This is a genomic window from Erythrobacter sp. JB1-4 (assembly GCF_057365025.1).
The window spans coordinates 2,525,869-2,545,423 of the sequence record NZ_CP200292.1 but is presented as its reverse complement, the minus strand read 5'-3'; the positions used below and the strand labels follow the sequence as shown (position 1 = coordinate 2,545,423).

The following is a 19,555-nucleotide window of genomic DNA, read 5'->3' as shown; positions in this document are numbered from 1 at the left end:
TTTAATATCACATCTGCATAGTCTTGCGCATTTCTCCGAGAAACGGCTGAAATTGAGGGTCAATTTTAGAAGTTTTCCTTCAATGCTCGCCAAAGCCTCGAAACACCTGCGAACAGGTTAACAGAGCCGCCAAAGTCATACGCTTCGCCATACGCACTTCCCACCGCGCGAATGTCGACAGGATCTACGGCTGCATAAAGGCAAAGCCCGGCAAGCCCTGAAAAGCCGGGGGTCGCATGGGCTTCTGGCATGCCGGTGAGTGCTGGCGCACGGCCGATACGCACCGGCATCGCAAGCGCGCTTTGCGCAAATTCAGCAAGCCCTGCGAGTTCTGCGCCGCCGCCTGTAAGAACAACTTGCCCACCGCGAACACCTGCAAAGCCGAGCTCTTTTAAGGCTTTGCCGATCTCACCCATAAGTTGAGACTGGCTCCCGGTGATAACGGAAATAAGGTCGGCGCGGGCAATGCGGTTTTTGTCGTCCGCGCCGCGAGCGTTTGATGAACCACCTGCGCCCGCTTCGGCCTCGTTGGGGCCATGCACCGGGATCATCTCACGGTGATCGCTTGGGCTTGCGATAGCTGAGCCCGAGACACATTTGAGGCGCTCTGCCTGAAACCGGCGAATGCCAAAGGCGCTTGCCACGGCGTCTGTTATATCGCCGGATCCCAATGGAATGGACTTCAGGCCCAAGAGCATTCCAGCTGCGAAAACTGACACATTGGTCACGTCAGAGCCGATTTCGACCAGAGCCACACCCAAATCGCGCTCTTCCTCGGTTAAGCATGCGTAACCAGAGGCGAGCGGCGCTGCGACCACGGCTTCGACATCAAGATGGGCGCTTTGCACCGCCTCCATAAGATTGCGCACCGGCGCGCCATCGGCGAGCATAACGTGGATATCAACGCCCAGTCGCTCTGCATGAAGCCCGCGCGGATTGGCAACGCCATGCGCGCCGTCGAGTGTGTAATGCGCGGGGATGGCGTGAAGCACACTGCGGCCATCAGGATGGATCATGTCGCGCGCCTCAAGGAGGAGGTGCTCGATATCCTCTTCCTCTATACGCCTGCCGCCAATGTCGATCTCGACCTTGGAAATCGTGCTTTTGAGCCCTGCGCCGGCACACGCAATCCAAACGCTTTGCACGCTGGTGCCTGCATTCTTTTCCGCGCGCTCCACCGCGTCGCGAATGGCGTAAGTCGCCGCTTTCATATCGGTGACATAGCCGCGCTTGACCCCATTGCTTGCCCGGTGTCCAGAACCAAGCACAACAAGATCGCCTGTCTCAGTCTCGCCCATGATCATGGCTGAAATGCGGAAAGACCCAACATTTACCGCGCCAAAGACTTTAGCGAGACGCGCCTTGGATGGAGCAGGCTTGGGCGGGGATTTTGGTCGAGCCATTCTTATGTCCTCTTATGTGCCGCTCAGCTCAACCGCATCGGCGCGTCCTGGCACGCGCATGTAAATGCGCGGAGGGCTTCGCATATCGAAGGTTGCGACTTGCCCTCCGATCAAGCGGTTCTGCCCGTCCATGCGCGCAAACTTGACGAGCGCTGTTGCAGAAGCCTGCGCACCTTCCGGTAGCGCTAACACTTGGCCACTTTTAAACGAGAGGTTCCAGCGGCGATTGCCAACCCATTCAGCGCCCTCGACTTGCGGACCCAGAGCAGGCGCTGCGGCAAGCAATGCCTCAAGCGGGGCAACTTGCATGTTCGAGCCGGGCCCGGAAATCACCATCTTCTCGCCAATCTTGTCTTTTGCAACCGGCTCCAGTTCGACGCCCTCTGCATCGATCAGCATCATGCGATTGGCCTTCTCAAGAACTGCATGAGGTGTGCGCTCGACGATATCGATCACTAAGGTTGAGGGAAGCTGGATCGAAACCCGCGCGTCTTGCACCCAGGGCAGCTCGCGCAATTCCTCGCGCAGAGCGTCGAGTTCGACCGTGGGCATTGGGCGGTCTTTTTGCGCAAGCGCACGGGCATAGATTTGCTGTTCGTCCATGCGGCTTGTGCCGGTGACGCGCACATTTTTAACCTCGAAGCCCGCATCAGAGGCGAGGACAGCAACCTGCGCTTTTGCCATTGCGGGAACGCCGGCAAGGTTTGCAATCACAAAGGCAAGGCCCACCGCACCGCCGATGATAATTGTGAACCAGATGGTGCTCCACTGCTCTTCGGTAAACGGCAGCCAGCCCATGATTGTGTCGAGCACGCCGCCAGTCTTCGCCTTTGCGCGGCGCGCGGTAGCAGCACGGCTCTGAGACTTGGCAGCGCGGCGTACACCTTTGCTTCCTGAACGCGTGATTTTAGCCATTTGCGTCCTCCACCTGTTTGATTTTGTCCCCCTGAATTTTGTCAGAGTGGACGCGGATCGCTTCCATCACGATCAGTTCAACCAGTTCTGCATATCCGATGTCGGCATGGCGTGCCTGTTCGGGGACGAGGCTCAAAGGCGTCATGCCGGGCTGTGTGTTGGTTTCAAGGACGAATAGCCCCTCCTCACCCAATTCTTCATCCCAGCGGTAGTCGGTGCGACTGGTGCCATGGCAGCCAAGGACAGTGTGGGCCTTAACGGCGTATTCTTCGCACAGCGCTGCGATTTCCGGCGGGATTTGTGCGGGGCACACGTGCTGAGTGCGGCCTTCGGTATATTTGTTCTCGTAGTCGTAGAACCCATTGTCGACGATGAGTTCGGTGACGCCGAGCGCGCGAGGTCCAGACGCTCCATCGATCACAGCAGTGGTCAGCTCGCGCCCTTTGATGAAAGGCTCAGCGAGAAGTTCGTCGAACTCCTGCCAAGGCCCCTTCGCATCGCGGGCAATCGGATTGCCCACATTGCTGTCCTCGGTAATGATAGCGACGCCCACCGACGACCCTTCATTGACGGGCTTAAGCACGTAAGGGCGCGGCAGAGGATCGCGTTCATAGAGTTCACCACAAGGCACAATCCGCCCGCCTGGCATTGGGATACCGTGGGGCGTAAGCGCCTGCTTGGTCAGCTGTTTGTCGATGGCGATGACACTCGTGGCGAGCCCTGAATGGGTGTAGGCAATGCCCATAAGGTCGAGCATCCCTTGGACGCTTCCATCCTCGCCCGGCACACCGTGAAGCGCGTTAAACACAACATCGGGCTTGGCGGCAGCGATCTTGGCTGCAACATCGCGGTCCATATCAATTTGTGTGACGCGATGCCCGTTCATCTCAAGCGCATCAGCTATGCCAGCGCCTGACATGAGCGAGACCTCACGCTCATTCGCCCAGCCGCCCATCAGGACAACGACATGAAGAGGGTTCACAGGCGCCATCATGGCCGTCCTACCCTGCGGATTTCCCACTCCAGCTTGATGCCTGAATTGGCATAGACTTTCTCGCGCACTAGTTCACCCAGTTCCTCGATTTCGGTCGAGGTGGCGTTGCCTGTGTTGATCAAGAAATTGCAGTGCTTTTCGCTAACCTGTGCCCCGCCATGGGTGAAGCCGCGAAGGCCTGCATCATCGATCAGTTTCCAGCTCGAATGCCCTTCCGGGTTCTTGAAAGTCGAGCCGCCGGTCATGGAACCAATAGGCTGGCTGTCTTTGCGAGTATTTGAGATGCGGGTCATGTCGGCTTTGATCTCTTCCGCGTCTCCGGGAAAGCCCTCAAAACGCACCGCGACCACCACTGCGCCTTCGGGCAAGGCCGAGTGGCGGTAGGTGTATTGAAGGTCCGCATTGGTGAGCGTCACGAACTCGCCGCCGGGCAGGATCACGTCGCAGGAGGTCAGCACATCGCAGGTCTCGCGGCCATAGCACCCACCGTTCATCTTCGTGACGCCGCCGACGGAGCCGGGGATGCCAATAAAGAACCTGAGGCCGTCGATACCAGCCTTTGCCGCGCGGCGTGCAAGGACACTGACTGGAGCAAAGGCGCCTGCCTCGATTGTGGTCTCACCGGTCACTTTGACTTCGGCAAAGGGTGCGCCAAGCTTGATCACCACGCCCGGCACGCCGCCATCGCGGATGATCATATTGGAGCCCACGCCAAGCGCCATCACTGGGATGCTCGGGTCGAGCGCTTCGAGGAAAGCTTTAAGGTCGTCCAAGTCCGCTGGCTCAAACAGCCAATCGGCATTGCCGCCGCTTTTGAACCAGACGTGTTTGGCAAGCGGGGCGTCTTTCGTCAGTTTCCCTCGAATGCTGTCGACGGGAACAGACGCAGCAACGCTGCCTTCGACCGCGCAATTGGGCGCGCGGCCATCGTCTCTATCGTTCCAATCATCGGGTTGGATGGGGGGCTGCTTATTGTTCATCTGAGAGCTCATGCCACTCTTATCGCTGAAACAGCTGGACCAAGGGTAGCGGCCCACTTGGTGATATCCCCCGCGCCAAGGCACACAATGATGTCGCCCGGTGCGATTTCCCCCGCCAGTGTGGCAGCAAGGTCGCTTTGGCTGGCAGTCGTTTGCGCAGAGCGATGCCCGCGTGACCTAAGCCCTGCGGCAAGCGCCTCTGCATCAACGCCCTCAATCGGGTCTTCCCCCGCTTCATAGACAGGGGTGACATAGACCGTATCCGCCTCGTTAAAGCAGCTTTGGAAATCATCCATCAGATCGCGTAGGCGGGTGTAGCGGTGGGGCTGTGCAACAGCAATCACGCGGCCCTTTGGTACGGCTTCGCGCGCAGCTTCGAGCACGGCTTTAATCTCTACCGGGTGGTGGGCGTAATCGTCGATTACGCTGACCGCGCCACCATCCACATCAATGCTGCCCACTTTGGTGAAGCGGCGGCGGACACCGCCAAAGCTGCCAAAGCCCTCGCGGATAACCTCGTCAGCGCAGCCCATCTCAATCGCAACCGCAATGGCCGCGAGAGCATTCTGCACATTGTGCCGCCCTGGCATAGGCAGATGCACGCCCTCGATCCTGCGATCTTCCTCTCCGCGCTGGCGCACGATCACATCGAAAGTGTTACCCCCATCAGAAGGGCGCACGTTGACGCCGCAAATGTCAGCTTGAAGCGAGAAGCCATAGGTCACAACCTTGCGGTCGCGCACTTCGCCAATCACGGCTTGGACTTCGGGATGATCCACACACAGGATCGCAGCGCCGTAAAACGGCACGTTATGAATGAACTCAACAAAGGCGCGTTTGACCCCGTCGAAATCGCCATAGTGATCGAGATGCTCGGGGTCGATATTGGTGACAACCGCAATTGTACCGTCGAGCCTTAGGAAGCTGCCGTCGCTTTCATCAGCCTCAATCACCATCCAATCGCTATCGCCAAGCCGCGCGTTCGAGCCATATTGCTCAATAATCCCGCCGTTGATGACGGTGGGGTCAACTTGGCCTTTATCAAGCAAGCTTGCGATCATGCTTGTCGTCGTGGTCTTACCATGCGTGCCCGCCACCGCGACGGTGGATTTGAGGCGCATCAGCTCGGCCAGCATCTCTGCACGCCGCACCACCGGAATACGCTGTTCTAAAGCGTAAGCCACTTCCGGATTGGTGCGGCGCACGGCGGTGGATGTCACGACCACCGCTGAACCTTCTACATTCTCTTGTTTATGCCCGACATGAACGGTGATGCCGCGCTTTCTAAGGCGCTCAACGCTGGGCCCTTCGGCAAGGTCACTGCCCTGCACGGCGTAGCCCAAATTGTGCATGACCTCAGCAATGCCGGACATGCCAATCCCGCCAATGCCGACGAAATGGATCGTGCCAATGTCAGTGCCAACACCCTTCACGCGAGCTCATCCTGTGCGCTGTCGCATGTTGCGGTTTGCGGCTTGGTCGCTTTGGCCGCTTCTTTGGGAGCGCCTTCGCCCACGCGGATCACGTCCATAAGGTCAATGCCGCCCATGCTTTCAACAAGGTCCGCCAAGTCCTTTGCAGCCTTAGGCCGGCCACAGTTCCACGAACCGTGTGCGGCATTCGCCATGCTTCCTGGGTTTTGTGCAAGCGCCTGAATTTGCTTGGCAAGCTCTTTAGGCGTGAAAGCATCCTGACGGATCATGCGTGCTCCGCCTGCTTTGACGATTTCAGCGGTGTTGGCCGCTTGGTGATCATCGGTGGCAATGGGAAGCGGTATGAGGATAGCAGGGCGACCCACGCCGGTTAGCTCTGCAATGGTCGATGCACCTGCCCGCCCAATAAACAGATGCGTGCCCGCAAGCCGCTCATGCATGTCCTCAAAGTACGTGCCAAGCTCTGCTGGGATATCGTGATTGGCATAACGCTCACGCACTTTATCCAAATCCTCAGGACGGCATTGCTGCGTCACCTGAAGGCGCGAGCGAAGCGCTGGCGGCAGCATAGCCAAACCATCGGGAACCACCTCGGAAAGCACGCTTGCCCCTTGAGATCCGCCTGTAATCAGGACCCGCAAAAGACCTTCTTCAGTCAGCGCCGGGAAATCTTCATCCCTTAGTGCGAGCACCTCTTCGCGTACCGGATTGCCGACAAGATGGACCTTGTCCGAATATTTCGCCTTCAGCCGCTGAACCTGAGGATACGAGGTCGCAATCGCATCAACACTGCGCGCAAGCAGGCGGTTCACCCGGCCAAGCACTGCGTTTTGTTCGTGCACCACGCTCGGTAAATCGACAGCGCTCGCCGCAAGAAGCGCCGGAAACGCAGGATAGCCGCCAAAACCGATGATAGCCGTGGGCTCAATCGTCTCGAACAGCCTGAGTGCCATATTGCGCCCTTCAAGCACTGCGCGAACGCCGTTCACCCACTTCAGTGGGTTCTTACCAAACCGGCCCGCTGGCAAAACGTGGGCGGTCAAAAAATCGGGCTTGCCCGGAATATTCGCACCGCGCTCATCAGTGATCAACGCGACATGGTGGCCGCGCGCGTGCAGTTCTTCGGCCAAAGCGAAAGCGGGTATGAGATGCCCGCCTGTGCCCCCTGCTGCCAGTACGAAATGGCGGCTTGCACCTGTTGGAATTTCACTGCTCATGCCTGCACCTTAGAATTGCCCGGTCGCAAGGAGCCTCCCACCGAACGTCCAAGCAGATCTTTGAGACCCGGCTTTTCGCGCTCGAGGAAGGGATTGCGACGGGTAATCGCTAGAAGCAGTCCAAGGCTCAAGCAAATCGCCAGAGTGGATGATCCCCCGTAACTTACCAGAGGCAGGGTCATCCCCTTGGAAGGGAACAGTTGGAGGTTCACTGCCATATTGATGAAGGCTTGCCCCCCAAACATAGCAGCAAGGCCCGCGCCTGCGAGCAAAGCAAATAGGTTTTCCTCATTCACAAGGCGAACCAAAGCGCGGGTGATAATTGCCACGTAAAGCAGCAGAATGATGGCGCAGGCGAACAGGCCGAATTCTTCCCCGATGACGGAGAAAATGTAGTCCGTATGCGCCTCTGGCAGCTGCATCTTGCGCGTGCCCAGCCACAAGCCGCTGCCGGTCCATCCGCCTGCGGTAAGCGTGCGTTCGGCAAGGTAGACCTGATCATACGCCGTGCCTCCGCCAAGGAAGCTGTCGATCCGGTAACGCGCGTTGTCGTAAAAGAAATAGGCCGCTGTAAGCCCTGCAATCCCTGCCCCAACCAAAGCGCCCATGCGCACGAGCGATACGCCTGAAAGAAGCACAAGAACAAACCAAATGCCGGCAAACAAAATGGTCGCGCCAAGATTGGGTTGAAGCATCAAAAGGGCAGCGACCAGAACCATCGCGAGCGTCGCATAGCCAAGCACTGGTAGGCTCTCATCACGCATCCGCCACGAGAGCATCCATGCAAGCAGAATGGCAAATCCGGGCTTCAAGAATTCGGAGGGCTGCAACGACATACCCACATTGAGCCAGCGCCGTGCCCCATTCTTTTCCACCCCAATAAGAGGAACCAAAAGCAGCAGGAACAGCATCACTACTGCAAGCAGAATGCCGACCCGGCGCGCGTCTTCGCGTTTAAGGAACGAGGCACCGATCATAACGCCAAGGCCCATCACCTGAAAGACGATGTGGCGTTGAAGGAAGGCAAATTCGCCTACACCGTATTGCTTTCCTCCCGCAGGAGAGGCCGCGGCCACCGCGACAGTGCCAAGCGCCATGAGAAGGATCACAAGGCCCAAAAGCCATTTGTCGACTTCGCGCCACCAAATCAGGATGCGATCCGCAATACCGCGCCGAACAGCGACCGGTGCATGGAAGCGCGCGTCTCCCCTAACGGAAGGACGGCCGGATGCGTTGTAAGAGAGGCTCATGCGATCTCTCCTTTGATGTAATCTTCATCGGTGTTGGGGAAGGTTGCAGGTTCGCAAGTGGCATCTTCGACCAGCACGCCAACCAGCTTGCGGAAATGGTCGCCGCGATTTTCGTAGTCCCGAAACTGATCAAAGCTTGCACACGCAGGAGAAAACAAGATCACATCGCCCGGTTTTGCCGCCTCGCGTGCGCGGCTGACAGCTTCGCAGACGAGTTCGCAGCGTTCGACTTGACCAACTTTGCCCTCCAACAGGTCCGCGAACCGGGGGCCTGCCTCACCGATTGTGTAAGCCGCAGCCACGTTGCGCAGCATAGCTTCGCATTCGCCCAGCCCATCCTCTTTGGCGAGTCCGCCTACAATCCAGTGAACGCGCGGTGCCGCATAACGGATTTCGGTGCGCGGCGGATAGGCTGCCAGAGCAGGGGCAGAGGATGCTGTGTTGGTCGCCTTGCTATCGTTGACGAAGGTAACGCCGTTTTCTTCGCACACCAGCTCCATCCGGTGCGGCAGGCTGCGGAAGCGCTTCAATGCATGTTGCCACTGTGCGCGGGTCACGCCCAGCTCTTCAACGATAGCCACTGCAACGGCAACATTTTCAAGATTGTGCGGGCCTTGTAAGGTCGGCCAATCGGCTTGCAAAGGCGCCAGAGCCTCAAGATCAGCAGCTAGCGCGCGGGGCTCACTACGGGGCACAGCGCGGCGCTCGCGTTCTGCCTCATAGATAGCGCCGGAAGGTGCCTTTAATGACCCAAAGACCGCAAGACCGCTCTCACTCTGCATTTCAAACAGGCGCGCTTTGGAGGCTGCATAGGCTGCAAAATCGTCATAGCGATCAAGATGATCGGGCGTGATGTTGGTAAGCGCCGTCACCGCGCAGTCTAAATTGTAAGTGAGGTCAATCTGATAGCTCGACAGTTCAAGCACATAGACCGCGTCCCCGTTCTCATTGGGGGCAAGCGGCTCCTGACCCAAAATGGGTTCGCCAATATTGCCACCGAGCAAAGAGGGAACCCCTGCCATAGACAAGATGTGATGAATAAGCGCGACTGTCGTTGATTTGCCATTGGTGCCCGTCACGCCCACGATCCGGTGCCTGGGCAGGTTTGAGCGAGCCATGGCAAAAAGCTCAATATCGCCAATGATCGGCACACCAAACTTGGCCGCATGGTCCGAAATCGGATGCGTGTTCAGGGGCACTCCGGGCGACACCACAAGACCATCAAAGCCTGTGAGGTCCATCTCCAACGGATCGGCAATCTCACAGCGTCCCTCGAACTTAGCGCGCGCAACATCCTGCCGGTCCCACACCGTGACCACCGCACCGCTCGCCAGCAACGCCTCAGCCGCCGCCGCGCCTGAACGCGCGAGCCCAAGAATGGCATAGCGTTTGTCAGCAAAGGCGGGCGATGTGATCACGAGCGGTACATTACCTCAGTTTGAGAGTGGAAAGACCGATCAGCGCAAGCACGATTGCGATGATCCAGAAACGGATCACAACCTTGCTCTCTGACCAACCGAGTTGTTCGAAATGGTGGTGGATGGGGGCCATGCGGAACACACGTTTGCCTGTGCGCTTAAACCAGAAAACCTGAACGATGACTGAGACCGCCTCAAGCACAAACAGCCCGCCGACAATCGCAAGGACAACCTCGTGGTGAGAGGCGACCGCAATCGCTCCCAAAGCGCCTCCCAAGGCAAGACTCCCGGTGTCTCCCATAAACACCGCCGCAGGGGGGGCATTGAACCACAGGAAGGCAAGACCTCCTCCCATGATCGCTGCGCAGAATATGGCGAGTTCGCCGGCGCGCGGCACATGCGGAATGCCGAGATATTCGCTAAAGTCAGGACGGCCCACAAGGTATGCGATGATTGCGAAAGTCCCGCTGGCGATAATGACGGGCATGATCGCAAGCCCATCAAGCCCATCGGTCAGATTGACGGCATTGCCTGCCCCCACCATCACGAAGGCGGCAAAGACATAATAAGCCGGCCCCAAGGGTATCTCGACGTCGGAGAAAAACGGGATGTAGAGGTTGGTGTTGATTTGGCTCACGATAATATAGCTCGCGATACCTGCCACTCCAAACTCAAGCAGCAAACGAATACGGCCTGAAAGCCCGGCATGGCTGTTCTTGGTAACTTTATCATAATCATCGACAAAGCCGATCACACCAAAACCAATCGTGACCGCAAGACAGGCCCATACGAACGGATTGCTAAGGTCCATCCACAAGAGTAGCGACACCAGAAGTGAGACGAGGATCAACAATCCGCCCATCGTAGGCGTACCGCGTTTTGCAAGGTGGCTTTGCGGACCGTCTTCGCGGATCGGCTGACCCTTGCCTTGGCGCACGCGCAGCATGTCAATCAATCGAGGGCCGATTATAAGACCCAGAATAAGCGCTGTCATCAACGCTGCACCAAAGCGAAACGTTTGATAACGCACCAGGTTAAGCGCGCCTTCAAAATTCAACCACTCTGCGATCCAATAGAGCATTCAGACCCCTCTTGCCCCCGATTTACGGGGTCAACTCTGTGTAATGTGTGACAAGCCTGCCAAGCCCGACTGAGTTGGAGCCTTTGACCAGCACCGTGTCTCCATGCGTCAGGCCAAATGCACCCAGAGCCTCTATCGCCTCTGCAGGTGTGTCGCATTGGTCGAATGTCGGCTTAAAGCCAAGCGAATTTGCCGCCCTGCGGCCGAGTTCTCCAGCCAGCGCCTGCATTTCCTCACCCACGAGGATCGCGTGGTCGATACCTTCGGCCACAAGCGGCTCTGACAGCTGGCGGTGGAAGTCGGGGGCAAAGTCACCCAACTCCTTCATCGAACCCAGCACAGCAACACGCCTGAGAGATGGCGTTTGACCAAGCGCCTTAAGAGTTGCGCGCATTGATGCAGGGTTTGCGTTGTAGCTTTCGTCGATCAAAAGAGCGGTGCCGCCTGGAACGTTCACAGTGTGGCGAGCGCCGCGTCCTTTAAGGCCGCCCATTTCGCCAAGCGCGAGGCCTGCGCTACCCAAGTCGCCGCCCGCTGCTCGCACCGCTGCGATCACGCCAAGCGCATTGGAGACCCAGTGTTCACCTGGCTCTGCAACAGTAAAGCAAACCCGCGTACTGCCCGCGTCAGGGCCAAGCTGCGCCGTGACGAGGGAACCGCCATTGGAGGTAGAAATAGCATCGATCAGCCGCACATCGGCGTTGGCGCTGCGCCCAAAAGTGACGACTTCGACACCCATGCGCTTAGCATTGGTGATCATGCGCTCGGTGTAGTCGCTGTCTGCTGGGATAATCGCAGTGCCGCCGGGCATCAGGCCTGAGAAGATCTGGCTCTTCTCGTCAGCAATTGCCTCCATTGAACCCAAATTCTCGATATGAGCGGGTGCGATAGTGGTAATCAGCGCCACATGGGGGCGCACGTGGGCCGACAAGGGCGCAATCTCGCCCTCGTGGTTCATACCCATTTCATACACGCCATACTTCGCCCGCGCAGGTTGCCGCGCAAGGCTCAAAGGAACGCCAACATGGTTGTTATAACTGCGAACGCTGCGATGGGCCGCGCCCCGGCTTGAACGGTCAAGCGCGGCAAAGATTGCCTCTTTGACGCCCGTTTTCCCAACGGAACCGGTCACCCCAATGCGCACCGCCTCGCCGCGGTCACGCGCTGCGTGAGCCAAAGCGTGGAGCGCATCAGTGGTGTCCTCCACCAGCACATGCGGAAAGTCCACGGGACGGTCCACGATTGCTGCAATCGCGCCTTTGGTGAACGCGGCCGGGATAAACTTGTGCCCATCCATCGCATCACCTTTGAGCGCGATAAACAGGTCGCCGGGGCGAACATCACGGCTGTCCATCTCGACGCCTGATGCTTGAAAACTGTGAGAGGCTTTGCCGCCGGTCGCCGCTTCAATAGACTGTGCATCCCACAGCGCCAGCGGGAGAGCGTCACGCACATCGGCAGGCCATGGCCGCAAAAGAGCATGCGAGACGGTCATGCTGTCACCTCAACTGCGGCGCATTCACGCGCCACTTCCACATCGTCGAACGGCAAAATTCGCATTGTCTCTCCAGATCCGATTATCTGTCCTTGCTCATGGCCTTTTCCAGCAATGAGAATGATGTCGTTTGCGCTCGCCTCGGTGATCGCGGCAAGGATCGCCTCGCGCCGTCCCGCCACCTCGCGCACATGAGCCACACCCTTTGCGCCTGCAAGCACGGCTGCACGGATGTCTGCGGGGTATTCGCCGCGTGGGTTGTCGTCGGTCACGATCGCTAGGTCGGCTGTCTTGGCGGCTACTTCGCCCATGGGTGCGCGCTTACCTGTATCGCGGTCGCCGCCTGCTCCAAACACCACAATCAAATGACCTTGTGCGCCTACATGCGGGCGAAGCGCTGCAATCGCTGCCTCTAACGCGTCTGGGGTGTGTGCATAATCGACATAGGCAGGCGCACCGGACGCAGTAATGCAAGCCCGCTCCAAACGCCCGCGCACAGGCTGAAGCCGCGAAACTGCGTCAAACACCTGCGAAGGCGACGCTCCGCTCGCAATAGCAAGGCTTGCCGCGACTAGAGCGTTTGCAGCCTGATAGGCACCAATCAGAGGGAGTTTAACAGAGCGCGCCTCGCCCCCGAATTCTATCTCAAGCACCTGCCCCAACTGGGTCGCGGCGCGAGATATGAGGCGAAGGAATTCACCCTTCTCTCCAACGGTGTTCACTTGAAGACCGCGCGCCTTAGCGCTTTGAATGGCGCTCACCGCCCATTCGCTATCGTCCGCTCCGTGCCAGATCACCGCATGGCCGTCATCTTCAACTACTTCTGAGAACAATCGCATCTTGGCAGCGAAATACTCTTCCATCGTGCCGTGATAATCGAGGTGGTCGCGGCTTAAATTTGTGAAAGCCCCTGCCTTCACGCGCAAACCCTCATTGCGGAATTGCGAGAGCCCGTGGCTCGACGCTTCGTAAGCAACATGGGTTACGCCCTCGCGCGCTAGGCCGCTCATATTGCTTAGGAACGTCACAATATCGGGTGTGGTGAGCCCAGTTAAGACGCTGCCATCGGGTGTCGTCACGCCCAATGTCCCAATGCTCGCCGCGCGCTCACCGCACATGCGCCAAATTTGGCGGGTCATTTCAGAGACGCTGGTTTTGCCATTGGTGCCTGTCACTGCGATGACGGTTTCAGGGACGGGCGTGAAAAAGCCTGCCGCCATCTGCGCAAATGTCTGACGAGGCTCATCGCTCGCGATATGAAGCGCGCCTTCGACCTTGGCATCTGATGACGCGATCACAGCCACCGCGCCTGCCTCAACAGCAGCTGGAATAAAGTCTTCCGCGTTGAACTTCGCACCGCGAAACGCGCCGAAAACTGTGCCAGATGCGACTTTGCGGTGATCAATGGCAAAGCCGGTGACGGCCACATCCGCACCGGCTTCGACTTGCAATCCCGCCTGGTCAATAAGAGCGCTGAGCTTCACCGGCGGCCCTCCACCAGATAGCGCAGGTCCGAAATGTCGACATCGCGGTTGGCATCAGGCTTCACGCCAAGCATCGGGCCGATCCGAGGCACAAGCTCCTTCACAATAGGGGCAGCGTTAAAGGCGGCCGTGCGTTGAGCGCTTGCCGCAATCGTGCCGCGCGGCTCGTCGAGAACGGTGACCACCACATAGCGCGGACGATCCATCGGAAAGGCTGCGGCAAAGGAGGTGATCAGCGAGGTTTGACGATACCCGCCTCGCCCTGCTTTTTCAGCAGAGCCCGTCTTACCACCCACTCGGTATCCCGGCGCATCAGCATTGCGGCCCGTGCCATACATTGCAATCATCCGCAGCATCTGACGCATCCGCGAAGAGGTGGAGGCCTTGAACACGCGCTTGCCCTTGGGCGCTTCGCCCGGCTCGATCTTGTGCAAAGTCGCCGGACGCCAGATCCCACCATTGACCATCGCAGCATAGGCATTGGCGAGGTGCAGCGGCGTCACAGCGATCCCGTGGCCATAGCTGACCGTCATATTGGTGATGCGCGACCACTTGCCATTGGGCAGCTCTTCAGGCCACAGCGGGCGGCCCTTTGCCTGAAGCTCGATTTGAGGGCGCTTGTTCATTTGCAGGTCGAGCATGACTTTGCGCATGGTTTCCTCGCCCAGCTCATCCGCCACGCGCGCTGTTACGGTGTTCGATGAGTAGACCAGCGATTCAGGGACGTTAAGCGTTGCCCCCTTGGGGTGAAGATCACGAATTTTGCGCCCTGCAATCTCCACATTTGAGGCATCCCATTGTTTGCGAAGGTTCTTTACCACCCCGCCATCAATGGCCGCCGCAATAGTGATTGGTTTAAAGGTCGAGCCCAGCTCGTAAACGCCATTTGTCACGCGGTTATAGATATGCGGCGAGGCATGAGCGTTTGAAAGGTTCGGGTCGAAGGCAGGCAGTGACGCCATCGCAAGGACTTCGCCTGTGTCGACATCCAAAACAATACCCGCCGCACCCTTGGCATCGGTTGCGAGCATGCCCTTTCCAAGCTCATCCTCAAGAGCGCCCTGAACGCGCAGATCAATCGAAAGCGGTACAGGTTCTGCGCGCAATTGGGCGGACGAAAGGCGGTCATCAAGCACCTGCTCCATCCCGAATGAGCCTTGTGTTTTGCCCTCGTCGTTCTCACGCACAAAGCCAAGCACGTGCGCGCCCAAAGCCCCTTGCGGGTAGTGGCGGTCAAATTCGCGCGGCACTTCGAGGGCGATCTCGCCCAAATTCATGACCTTATTGGCATCCTCGGGGAGGATACGCCGCAGGATGTATCCGCCGCGTTTTGACGACAGAACGCGGATAGTGCGAGCGGCATCAATGTCAGGGAAAATCGCTTTAAGCTGGGCCGCCACTTCCGCCGGCTTTTGCACCAGCGGATCGCCGCCATCGCCCATCGCCTTGGGGTTAAACCACAAGGCATAGGCAGGAAAATTGCGAGCCAAGGGCGTGCCATTGCGATCAGTGATTTCACCGCGCGGAGGCAACAACGCCTCGGCAAGGCTGGGCTGCGAAGGTGCAGAACCGACAAATCCAAGATAACCAACGCGCAACAACGCGATTGCTGCAACCAGAACAAAACAGCCCATCAAAAGCAATAGGCGCGAGCGGGCAGTGACAAGAAAATGCGAGCGACGATAGGCCGCTTGAACACGTCCAGCAGGGATCGTCGCCTCGGCGCGCGGCGCAACACGTTTGGGAGCACCTGCCAGCGCGCCTATGCGCGAGACGGCGTCGAGCCCTCCGGAAAGGGCCATCGTGTTCATTGCGATGCCTCGCTTAGCAAAGCAGTGGTTTCCGCCGGTGGGGACACCGGATTTTGCGCGTTCGCGGGACGGATGGGAGAGGTGTCAGTCAAGAACTCTCCAAAAGCATCAGCAAACAGAGCGCCCGCATCCTCACTCGCGCTAGCCGAGGCAAGTGTCACAGGCGTGCCCGTCACAGGCGAGACCATGTCTCCCGGCCCCATATCCTCAGGCTCAAGCTGGGCGCGCGCCACGCGAATAGGCGCAGGCGCATCGGGGAGCACATCTTGTCCAAGTTGTGCAAGCTGGCGATTGTTATCGAGATATTGGTCGGCGCGCGGCGCTCTATAGCCAAGCTCAATCGTATTCCATTCGGCGAGCTGGCGCTGGCTTGCGCGGGTTTGAAACTCTGTCTCCAGCATCAGCACATCGCGCTCAAGCGAAATGATCTCACGCTCCGCCAAAAGCACTTCGCTTTTCACGGTCTGCACCTGAAGGCTCAGCAGCGCAAACGCCACGATGCACGCAGCAAGAACCGCAGCCCAACCGATTTGACGAATACGAGAGCCAGCGGGGATCATGCTGTTGTCCTTTCGTGTGTTGGAGCGCAAGTGCGGATGGCGTGGCGAAGGATCGAGGAACGCGCGCGCGGGTTGCGGGCGATTTCTTCTTCGCTTGGGCGGATTGCCTTGGAAACTTTTGTGAAAGTGGGCGCGGGTCCGGGGATCTCTCCGGGAAGGTGACGCGACACGGCCTTGCCCGCGCCGCTTGCCTCTTTGAAGAAACGTTTGACGAGGCGGTCTTCGAGGCTGTGAAAGCTGACAACCGCAAGAACGCCGCCCTCTTTGAGAAGCAGTTCCGCTGCCGCCAGCCCTGCGCGAAGCTCACCGAGTTCATCGTTCACATGGATGCGCACGGCACTGGAAACTGCGGGTCGCAGGGTCTTTCTTATCGTGCGGCTTATAGCCCAGAGCACGGCGAACCACGCGGGCAAACTCGCCCGTAGTCTCAAGCGGACGCGCTGCCACAATCGCGCGGGCGACCCGGCGAGACTGGCGTTCTTCGCCATATTGGTAAAGCACGTCGGCAATCATGCCCTCATCGGCGGAGTTGAGAAAATCAGCAGCGCTTTCGCCCGACTGGCTCATCCGCATATCGAGCGGGCCGTCACCCTGAAATGAGAAGCCGCGCTCCGCTTGGTCGAGTTGCATGGAGGAGACGCCAATGTCCATGACGACCGCATCCACTTGAGACACACCAATGCGCTCCATTTCCTCACGCATTTGCGCAAAGCGTTCGGAGTGAAGTGAGAGTTGCCCCTCGAATTCGTCGACCATCACCTGGCCATCACGGATCGCATTGGGGTCGCGGTCAAAGGCATAAACGCGTGCACCGCTTGCCAGCAGGGCACGCGAATAACCGCCTGCCCCAAAGGTCGCGTCGATTACTGACATGCCTTGAGTGGGCGCGATTGCTGCCACCACTTCATCGCGCAGGACAGGGATATGAGGAGCTATCATTTCTTGCCCCCCTTCGCCGCTGCCTTGGCCATTTGCGATTTGCAAGCCGCTTTCGCGCCGCGGAAATCATTACCCATCTGCTCAAGCTCTTCGGGTTTCCACACCATGAAGAACTTGCCAGAGCCGTGAAAATAAAGCCCGTCGCCTGCGAGATCGAGATCGCGGAATTGTTCAGGCATCACGAAGCGACCGCTGTCATCAAACGGCACTTGCTCAAAACCATAAAGCTGGCCTGCGCGCGCATCGGGGTCGAAATCGGTGTTCCCCATCGCAATGGCGCGCTGTTCTTCTTTTTCGAGCTGCTCGTCGAATTCCTCGACGCGGCTAAGGCCAAAGCCGATCATGCAATTGTAACGGTCATGGACAGCAAGGCAAAGTGTCTTGGAGCCGCCAGAGCTATCCTTCACCGCTTTGCGAAATGCTGGAGGCAGGACATAACGGCCCTTGTCGCCAGCAGGCGAATAGGCTTGTCCGTTATATCTATGCAAGGCTGTCACGGCCTTATCCCACTCCCTTCGTTTTGCATGAAGGGAGCCACCCAGCCCCTATCACACATGCTGTCACGCTTGCTGTCACGCAGCGCCCATCAATCATGCCGATCAGTCACGACTTACCCACCACCACCCCCGTGCGAGCGGGAGCGGCGCGCCAACTGAGACCAGTGACGCGGGGCAAAACGACATGTTTGATGGAACCCAGACATATCGGGGATGAAAGCCACTGGGAAGGGCTTTTCTAGGGATTTCACGGGATTAAACGGTAAATATCTGTTTAATTTGATTTTTATTCAAACCAAATCCGTTTATATTACCCTCTCATGGTAGAGGATTCCCGCATTTTCCCCAGTCTAAACCTCGAATTCAACCATGTTTCCCGCAGATTCCCCACTGCGAGTCTTTTGTCAAAGCGCGCAGCACAGGCGGTTTCCCGCAATATCCCCGGAAAGCCTGGTCGACCAGTGATTTTGTAAAAGATGAGGAAGTTCAGCACTCTACCGGCCGAACCTCCACCCGGCCCTAGCGAGCCTATTCTTGGGGAGCTGCTCCAAGCTCTGGAACATTCGCCTCATCAGAGATCACATCTTCAAGCGGGAGGTCCTCTACCGCTCCTTCTTCAACCTCAGGCTCGGGATCAGCCGGGATATCGGGGACGATACCGGCATCCGCGAGCGGGTCGCGCTGAGGAGTAGTGTCTGCGGGTTCGGTTGTTGGCGCTGCTTCAGGCACTGCGCCTTCCTGCGTCAAGTCGGCCTGATTGCCGATAACCGTGGCAAGGCCAATAAGAAGCACCATGGAACCAAGCCCAAAAAGACCGATCTGCAAACGCTGTGTCGCCTCAGCCTTTGTGCCGCCCAGGGGCGCGCCTTCAGGCGGCAAATCGCCTTTCGCTGCATTGATGTGTGCCTGAAACTTTCCGCCGCTCATCGAATTGTTTTAACGGCCAATCCGGGCGCTGTCGATTAGGTAGACCAAAAGTTGGACGCAGATGGGCAACGCCCTGCCTGCAAAGCCAAATCCTATTGCTCAAGCCAATCGAAGACGGGCAGGCCTTTCGAGCCCAACCACTCAGCGTTGTAGAGCGTTGAAAGATAGCGGAAACCTGTGTCGCACAAGATTGTGGCAACCTGCGGGTTCTCTTGGCCTTCGGCGACCAATTGCTTGCCAAGCTCAATCGCGCCCGCAACGTTGATCCCGCTGGAAAGCCCTAAACACAGACCCTCTTCGCGAAGGAGCTGCTTGACCCACTTCATGCCTTCCTCATCAGAGATGCGGAACTGCGTGTCGATGGGCGCGCCCTCGAGGTTTGCAGTGATGCGCCCCTGCCCGATACCTTCTGCAACGGAAGACCCTTCGGATTTGAGCTCACCAGTGGCGTAGTAACTGTAAAGCGCCGCGCCATGCGGATCGGTCAAAGCGATGCGGATATCGGGGTTCTTTTCCTTAAGTCCCATGCCAACACCCGCAATCGTGCCGCCAGTGCCAGCAGCGCAAGTGAAGCCGGTGATTGTGCCGCCTGTTTGCTCCCAAAGTTCAGGTGCAGTGCCCTCGATGTGGGCCCGCCTGTTGGCGACATTGTCAAACTGCCCCGCCCAAATCGCACCGTCCGTCTCTTCTGCCATCCGGCGCGAGACATGTTGGAAATGGTTTTGATCGGCATATTTGGTCGGTGGAACCAAGACGAGCTGAGCGCCAAGCGCGCGCAGAGTGTCCATTTTCTCCTTCGACTGATTGTCGGGCATGACGATAATCGTCTTATAGCCGAGCGCATTCGCTACCAGAGCAATGCCAATGCCGGTGTTGCCAGCCGTCCCTTCAATCACCGTACCACCGGGCATCAAGTCACCGCGCGCCTCAGCATCGCGGATCATGTACAGCGCAGCGCGATCTTTGACGGATGAGCCGGGGTTTGCAAATTCGCATTTGCCCCAAACGTCGCAACCAGCCGCCGCACTCGCGCCTTCAAGGCGAACAAGCGGGGTATTGCCAATCAGGGCGAGCGTGTCGCCAAAAGGTTTTGTGATGTTCATGGGACTTGAGTTAGGGGGAGCAGCGCCCCCCGCAATCAAGATAAACCT

General features: G+C 58.2%; 16 protein-coding genes and 1 pseudogene. All 17 read right to left on the bottom strand.

Annotated features, from left to right (window positions below; all coding sequences use genetic code 11):
* Positions 1 to 65 precede the first annotated feature (65 nt).
* Positions 66 to 1,403 (bottom strand): cell division protein FtsA, encoded by a 1,338-nt coding sequence (ftsA, locus tag AC0V61_RS11755; RefSeq protein ID WP_486157744.1) that lies wholly within the window; start codon positions 1,401 to 1,403, stop codon positions 66 to 68.
* Between the two features lie 12 nt (positions 1,404 to 1,415).
* Positions 1,416 to 2,318: a cell division protein FtsQ/DivIB gene (locus AC0V61_RS11750; protein WP_486157742.1), complete on the bottom strand. Its 903-nt coding sequence runs from the start codon at positions 2,316 to 2,318 to the stop codon at positions 1,416 to 1,418.
* Positions 2,311 to 3,309 carry a D-alanine--D-alanine ligase gene (locus tag AC0V61_RS11745; protein WP_486159538.1) on the bottom strand — a complete coding sequence of 333 codons (999 nt, stop codon included), beginning with the start codon at positions 3,307 to 3,309 and terminating at the stop codon, positions 2,311 to 2,313. Before AC0V61_RS11745 ends, AC0V61_RS11750 begins: the two co-directional genes overlap by 8 nt.
* Complete coding sequence (murB, locus tag AC0V61_RS11740; RefSeq protein WP_486157740.1) at positions 3,309 to 4,304, bottom strand: UDP-N-acetylmuramate dehydrogenase; 996 nt, start codon at positions 4,302 to 4,304, stop codon at positions 3,309 to 3,311. The genes AC0V61_RS11745 and murB overlap by 1 nt, the downstream gene beginning before the upstream one ends.
* Complete coding sequence (gene murC, locus AC0V61_RS11735; RefSeq protein WP_486157738.1) at positions 4,301 to 5,725, bottom strand: UDP-N-acetylmuramate--L-alanine ligase; 1,425 nt, start codon at positions 5,723 to 5,725, stop codon at positions 4,301 to 4,303. Before murC ends, murB begins: the two co-directional genes overlap by 4 nt.
* Entirely contained in the window at positions 5,722 to 6,942 is a 1,221-nt protein-coding gene (gene murG, locus AC0V61_RS11730) for an undecaprenyldiphospho-muramoylpentapeptide beta-N-acetylglucosaminyltransferase (protein ID WP_486157736.1), read from the bottom strand. Before murG ends, murC begins: the two co-directional genes overlap by 4 nt.
* Entirely contained in the window at positions 6,939 to 8,192 is a 1,254-nt protein-coding gene (locus tag AC0V61_RS11725) for an FtsW/RodA/SpoVE family cell cycle protein (RefSeq protein ID WP_486157734.1), read from the bottom strand. Before AC0V61_RS11725 ends, murG begins: the two co-directional genes overlap by 4 nt.
* The gene (gene murD, locus AC0V61_RS11720; RefSeq protein ID WP_486157732.1) at positions 8,189 to 9,610 is read right to left on the bottom strand and encodes a UDP-N-acetylmuramoyl-L-alanine--D-glutamate ligase; all 1,422 of its coding nucleotides are present in this window, start codon (positions 9,608 to 9,610) and stop codon (positions 8,189 to 8,191) included. The genes AC0V61_RS11725 and murD overlap by 4 nt, the downstream gene beginning before the upstream one ends.
* Before the next feature lie 10 nt (positions 9,611 to 9,620).
* Complete coding sequence (gene mraY, locus AC0V61_RS11715) at positions 9,621 to 10,691, bottom strand: phospho-N-acetylmuramoyl-pentapeptide-transferase (RefSeq protein ID WP_486157730.1); 1,071 nt, start codon at positions 10,689 to 10,691, stop codon at positions 9,621 to 9,623.
* Between the two features lie 22 nt (positions 10,692 to 10,713).
* The gene (locus tag AC0V61_RS11710) at positions 10,714 to 12,186 is read right to left on the bottom strand and encodes a UDP-N-acetylmuramoyl-tripeptide--D-alanyl-D-alanine ligase (protein WP_486157728.1); all 1,473 of its coding nucleotides are present in this window, start codon (positions 12,184 to 12,186) and stop codon (positions 10,714 to 10,716) included.
* Positions 12,183 to 13,670 (bottom strand): UDP-N-acetylmuramoyl-L-alanyl-D-glutamate--2,6-diaminopimelate ligase, encoded by a 1,488-nt coding sequence (locus AC0V61_RS11705; RefSeq protein WP_486157726.1) that lies wholly within the window; start codon positions 13,668 to 13,670, stop codon positions 12,183 to 12,185. Before AC0V61_RS11705 ends, AC0V61_RS11710 begins: the two co-directional genes overlap by 4 nt.
* Positions 13,667 to 15,481 carry a peptidoglycan D,D-transpeptidase FtsI family protein gene (locus AC0V61_RS11700; RefSeq protein ID WP_486157724.1) on the bottom strand — a complete coding sequence of 605 codons (1,815 nt, stop codon included), beginning with the start codon at positions 15,479 to 15,481 and terminating at the stop codon, positions 13,667 to 13,669. Before AC0V61_RS11700 ends, AC0V61_RS11705 begins: the two co-directional genes overlap by 4 nt.
* Positions 15,478 to 16,041 carry a hypothetical protein gene (locus tag AC0V61_RS11695; RefSeq protein WP_486157722.1) on the bottom strand — a complete coding sequence of 188 codons (564 nt, stop codon included), beginning with the start codon at positions 16,039 to 16,041 and terminating at the stop codon, positions 15,478 to 15,480. The genes AC0V61_RS11700 and AC0V61_RS11695 overlap by 4 nt, the downstream gene beginning before the upstream one ends.
* Positions 16,038 to 16,980, bottom strand: a pseudogene (gene rsmH / locus AC0V61_RS11690) (16S rRNA (cytosine(1402)-N(4))-methyltransferase RsmH). Before rsmH ends, AC0V61_RS11695 begins: the two are co-directional and overlap by 4 nt.
* Positions 16,977 to 17,477 (bottom strand): division/cell wall cluster transcriptional repressor MraZ, encoded by a 501-nt coding sequence (locus AC0V61_RS11685; RefSeq protein ID WP_486157720.1) that lies wholly within the window; start codon positions 17,475 to 17,477, stop codon positions 16,977 to 16,979. The pseudogene rsmH and the gene AC0V61_RS11685 overlap by 4 nt, the downstream one beginning before the upstream one ends.
* Positions 17,478 to 18,005: 528 nt before the next feature.
* Positions 18,006 to 18,404, bottom strand: coding sequence for a hypothetical protein (locus AC0V61_RS11680; RefSeq protein ID WP_486157718.1), 399 nt, complete (start codon positions 18,402 to 18,404; stop codon positions 18,006 to 18,008).
* A gap of 92 nt (positions 18,405 to 18,496) precedes the next feature.
* Complete coding sequence (locus AC0V61_RS11675) at positions 18,497 to 19,507, bottom strand: cysteine synthase A (RefSeq protein ID WP_486157716.1); 1,011 nt, start codon at positions 19,505 to 19,507, stop codon at positions 18,497 to 18,499.
* Positions 19,508 to 19,555: the final 48 nt, after the last annotated feature.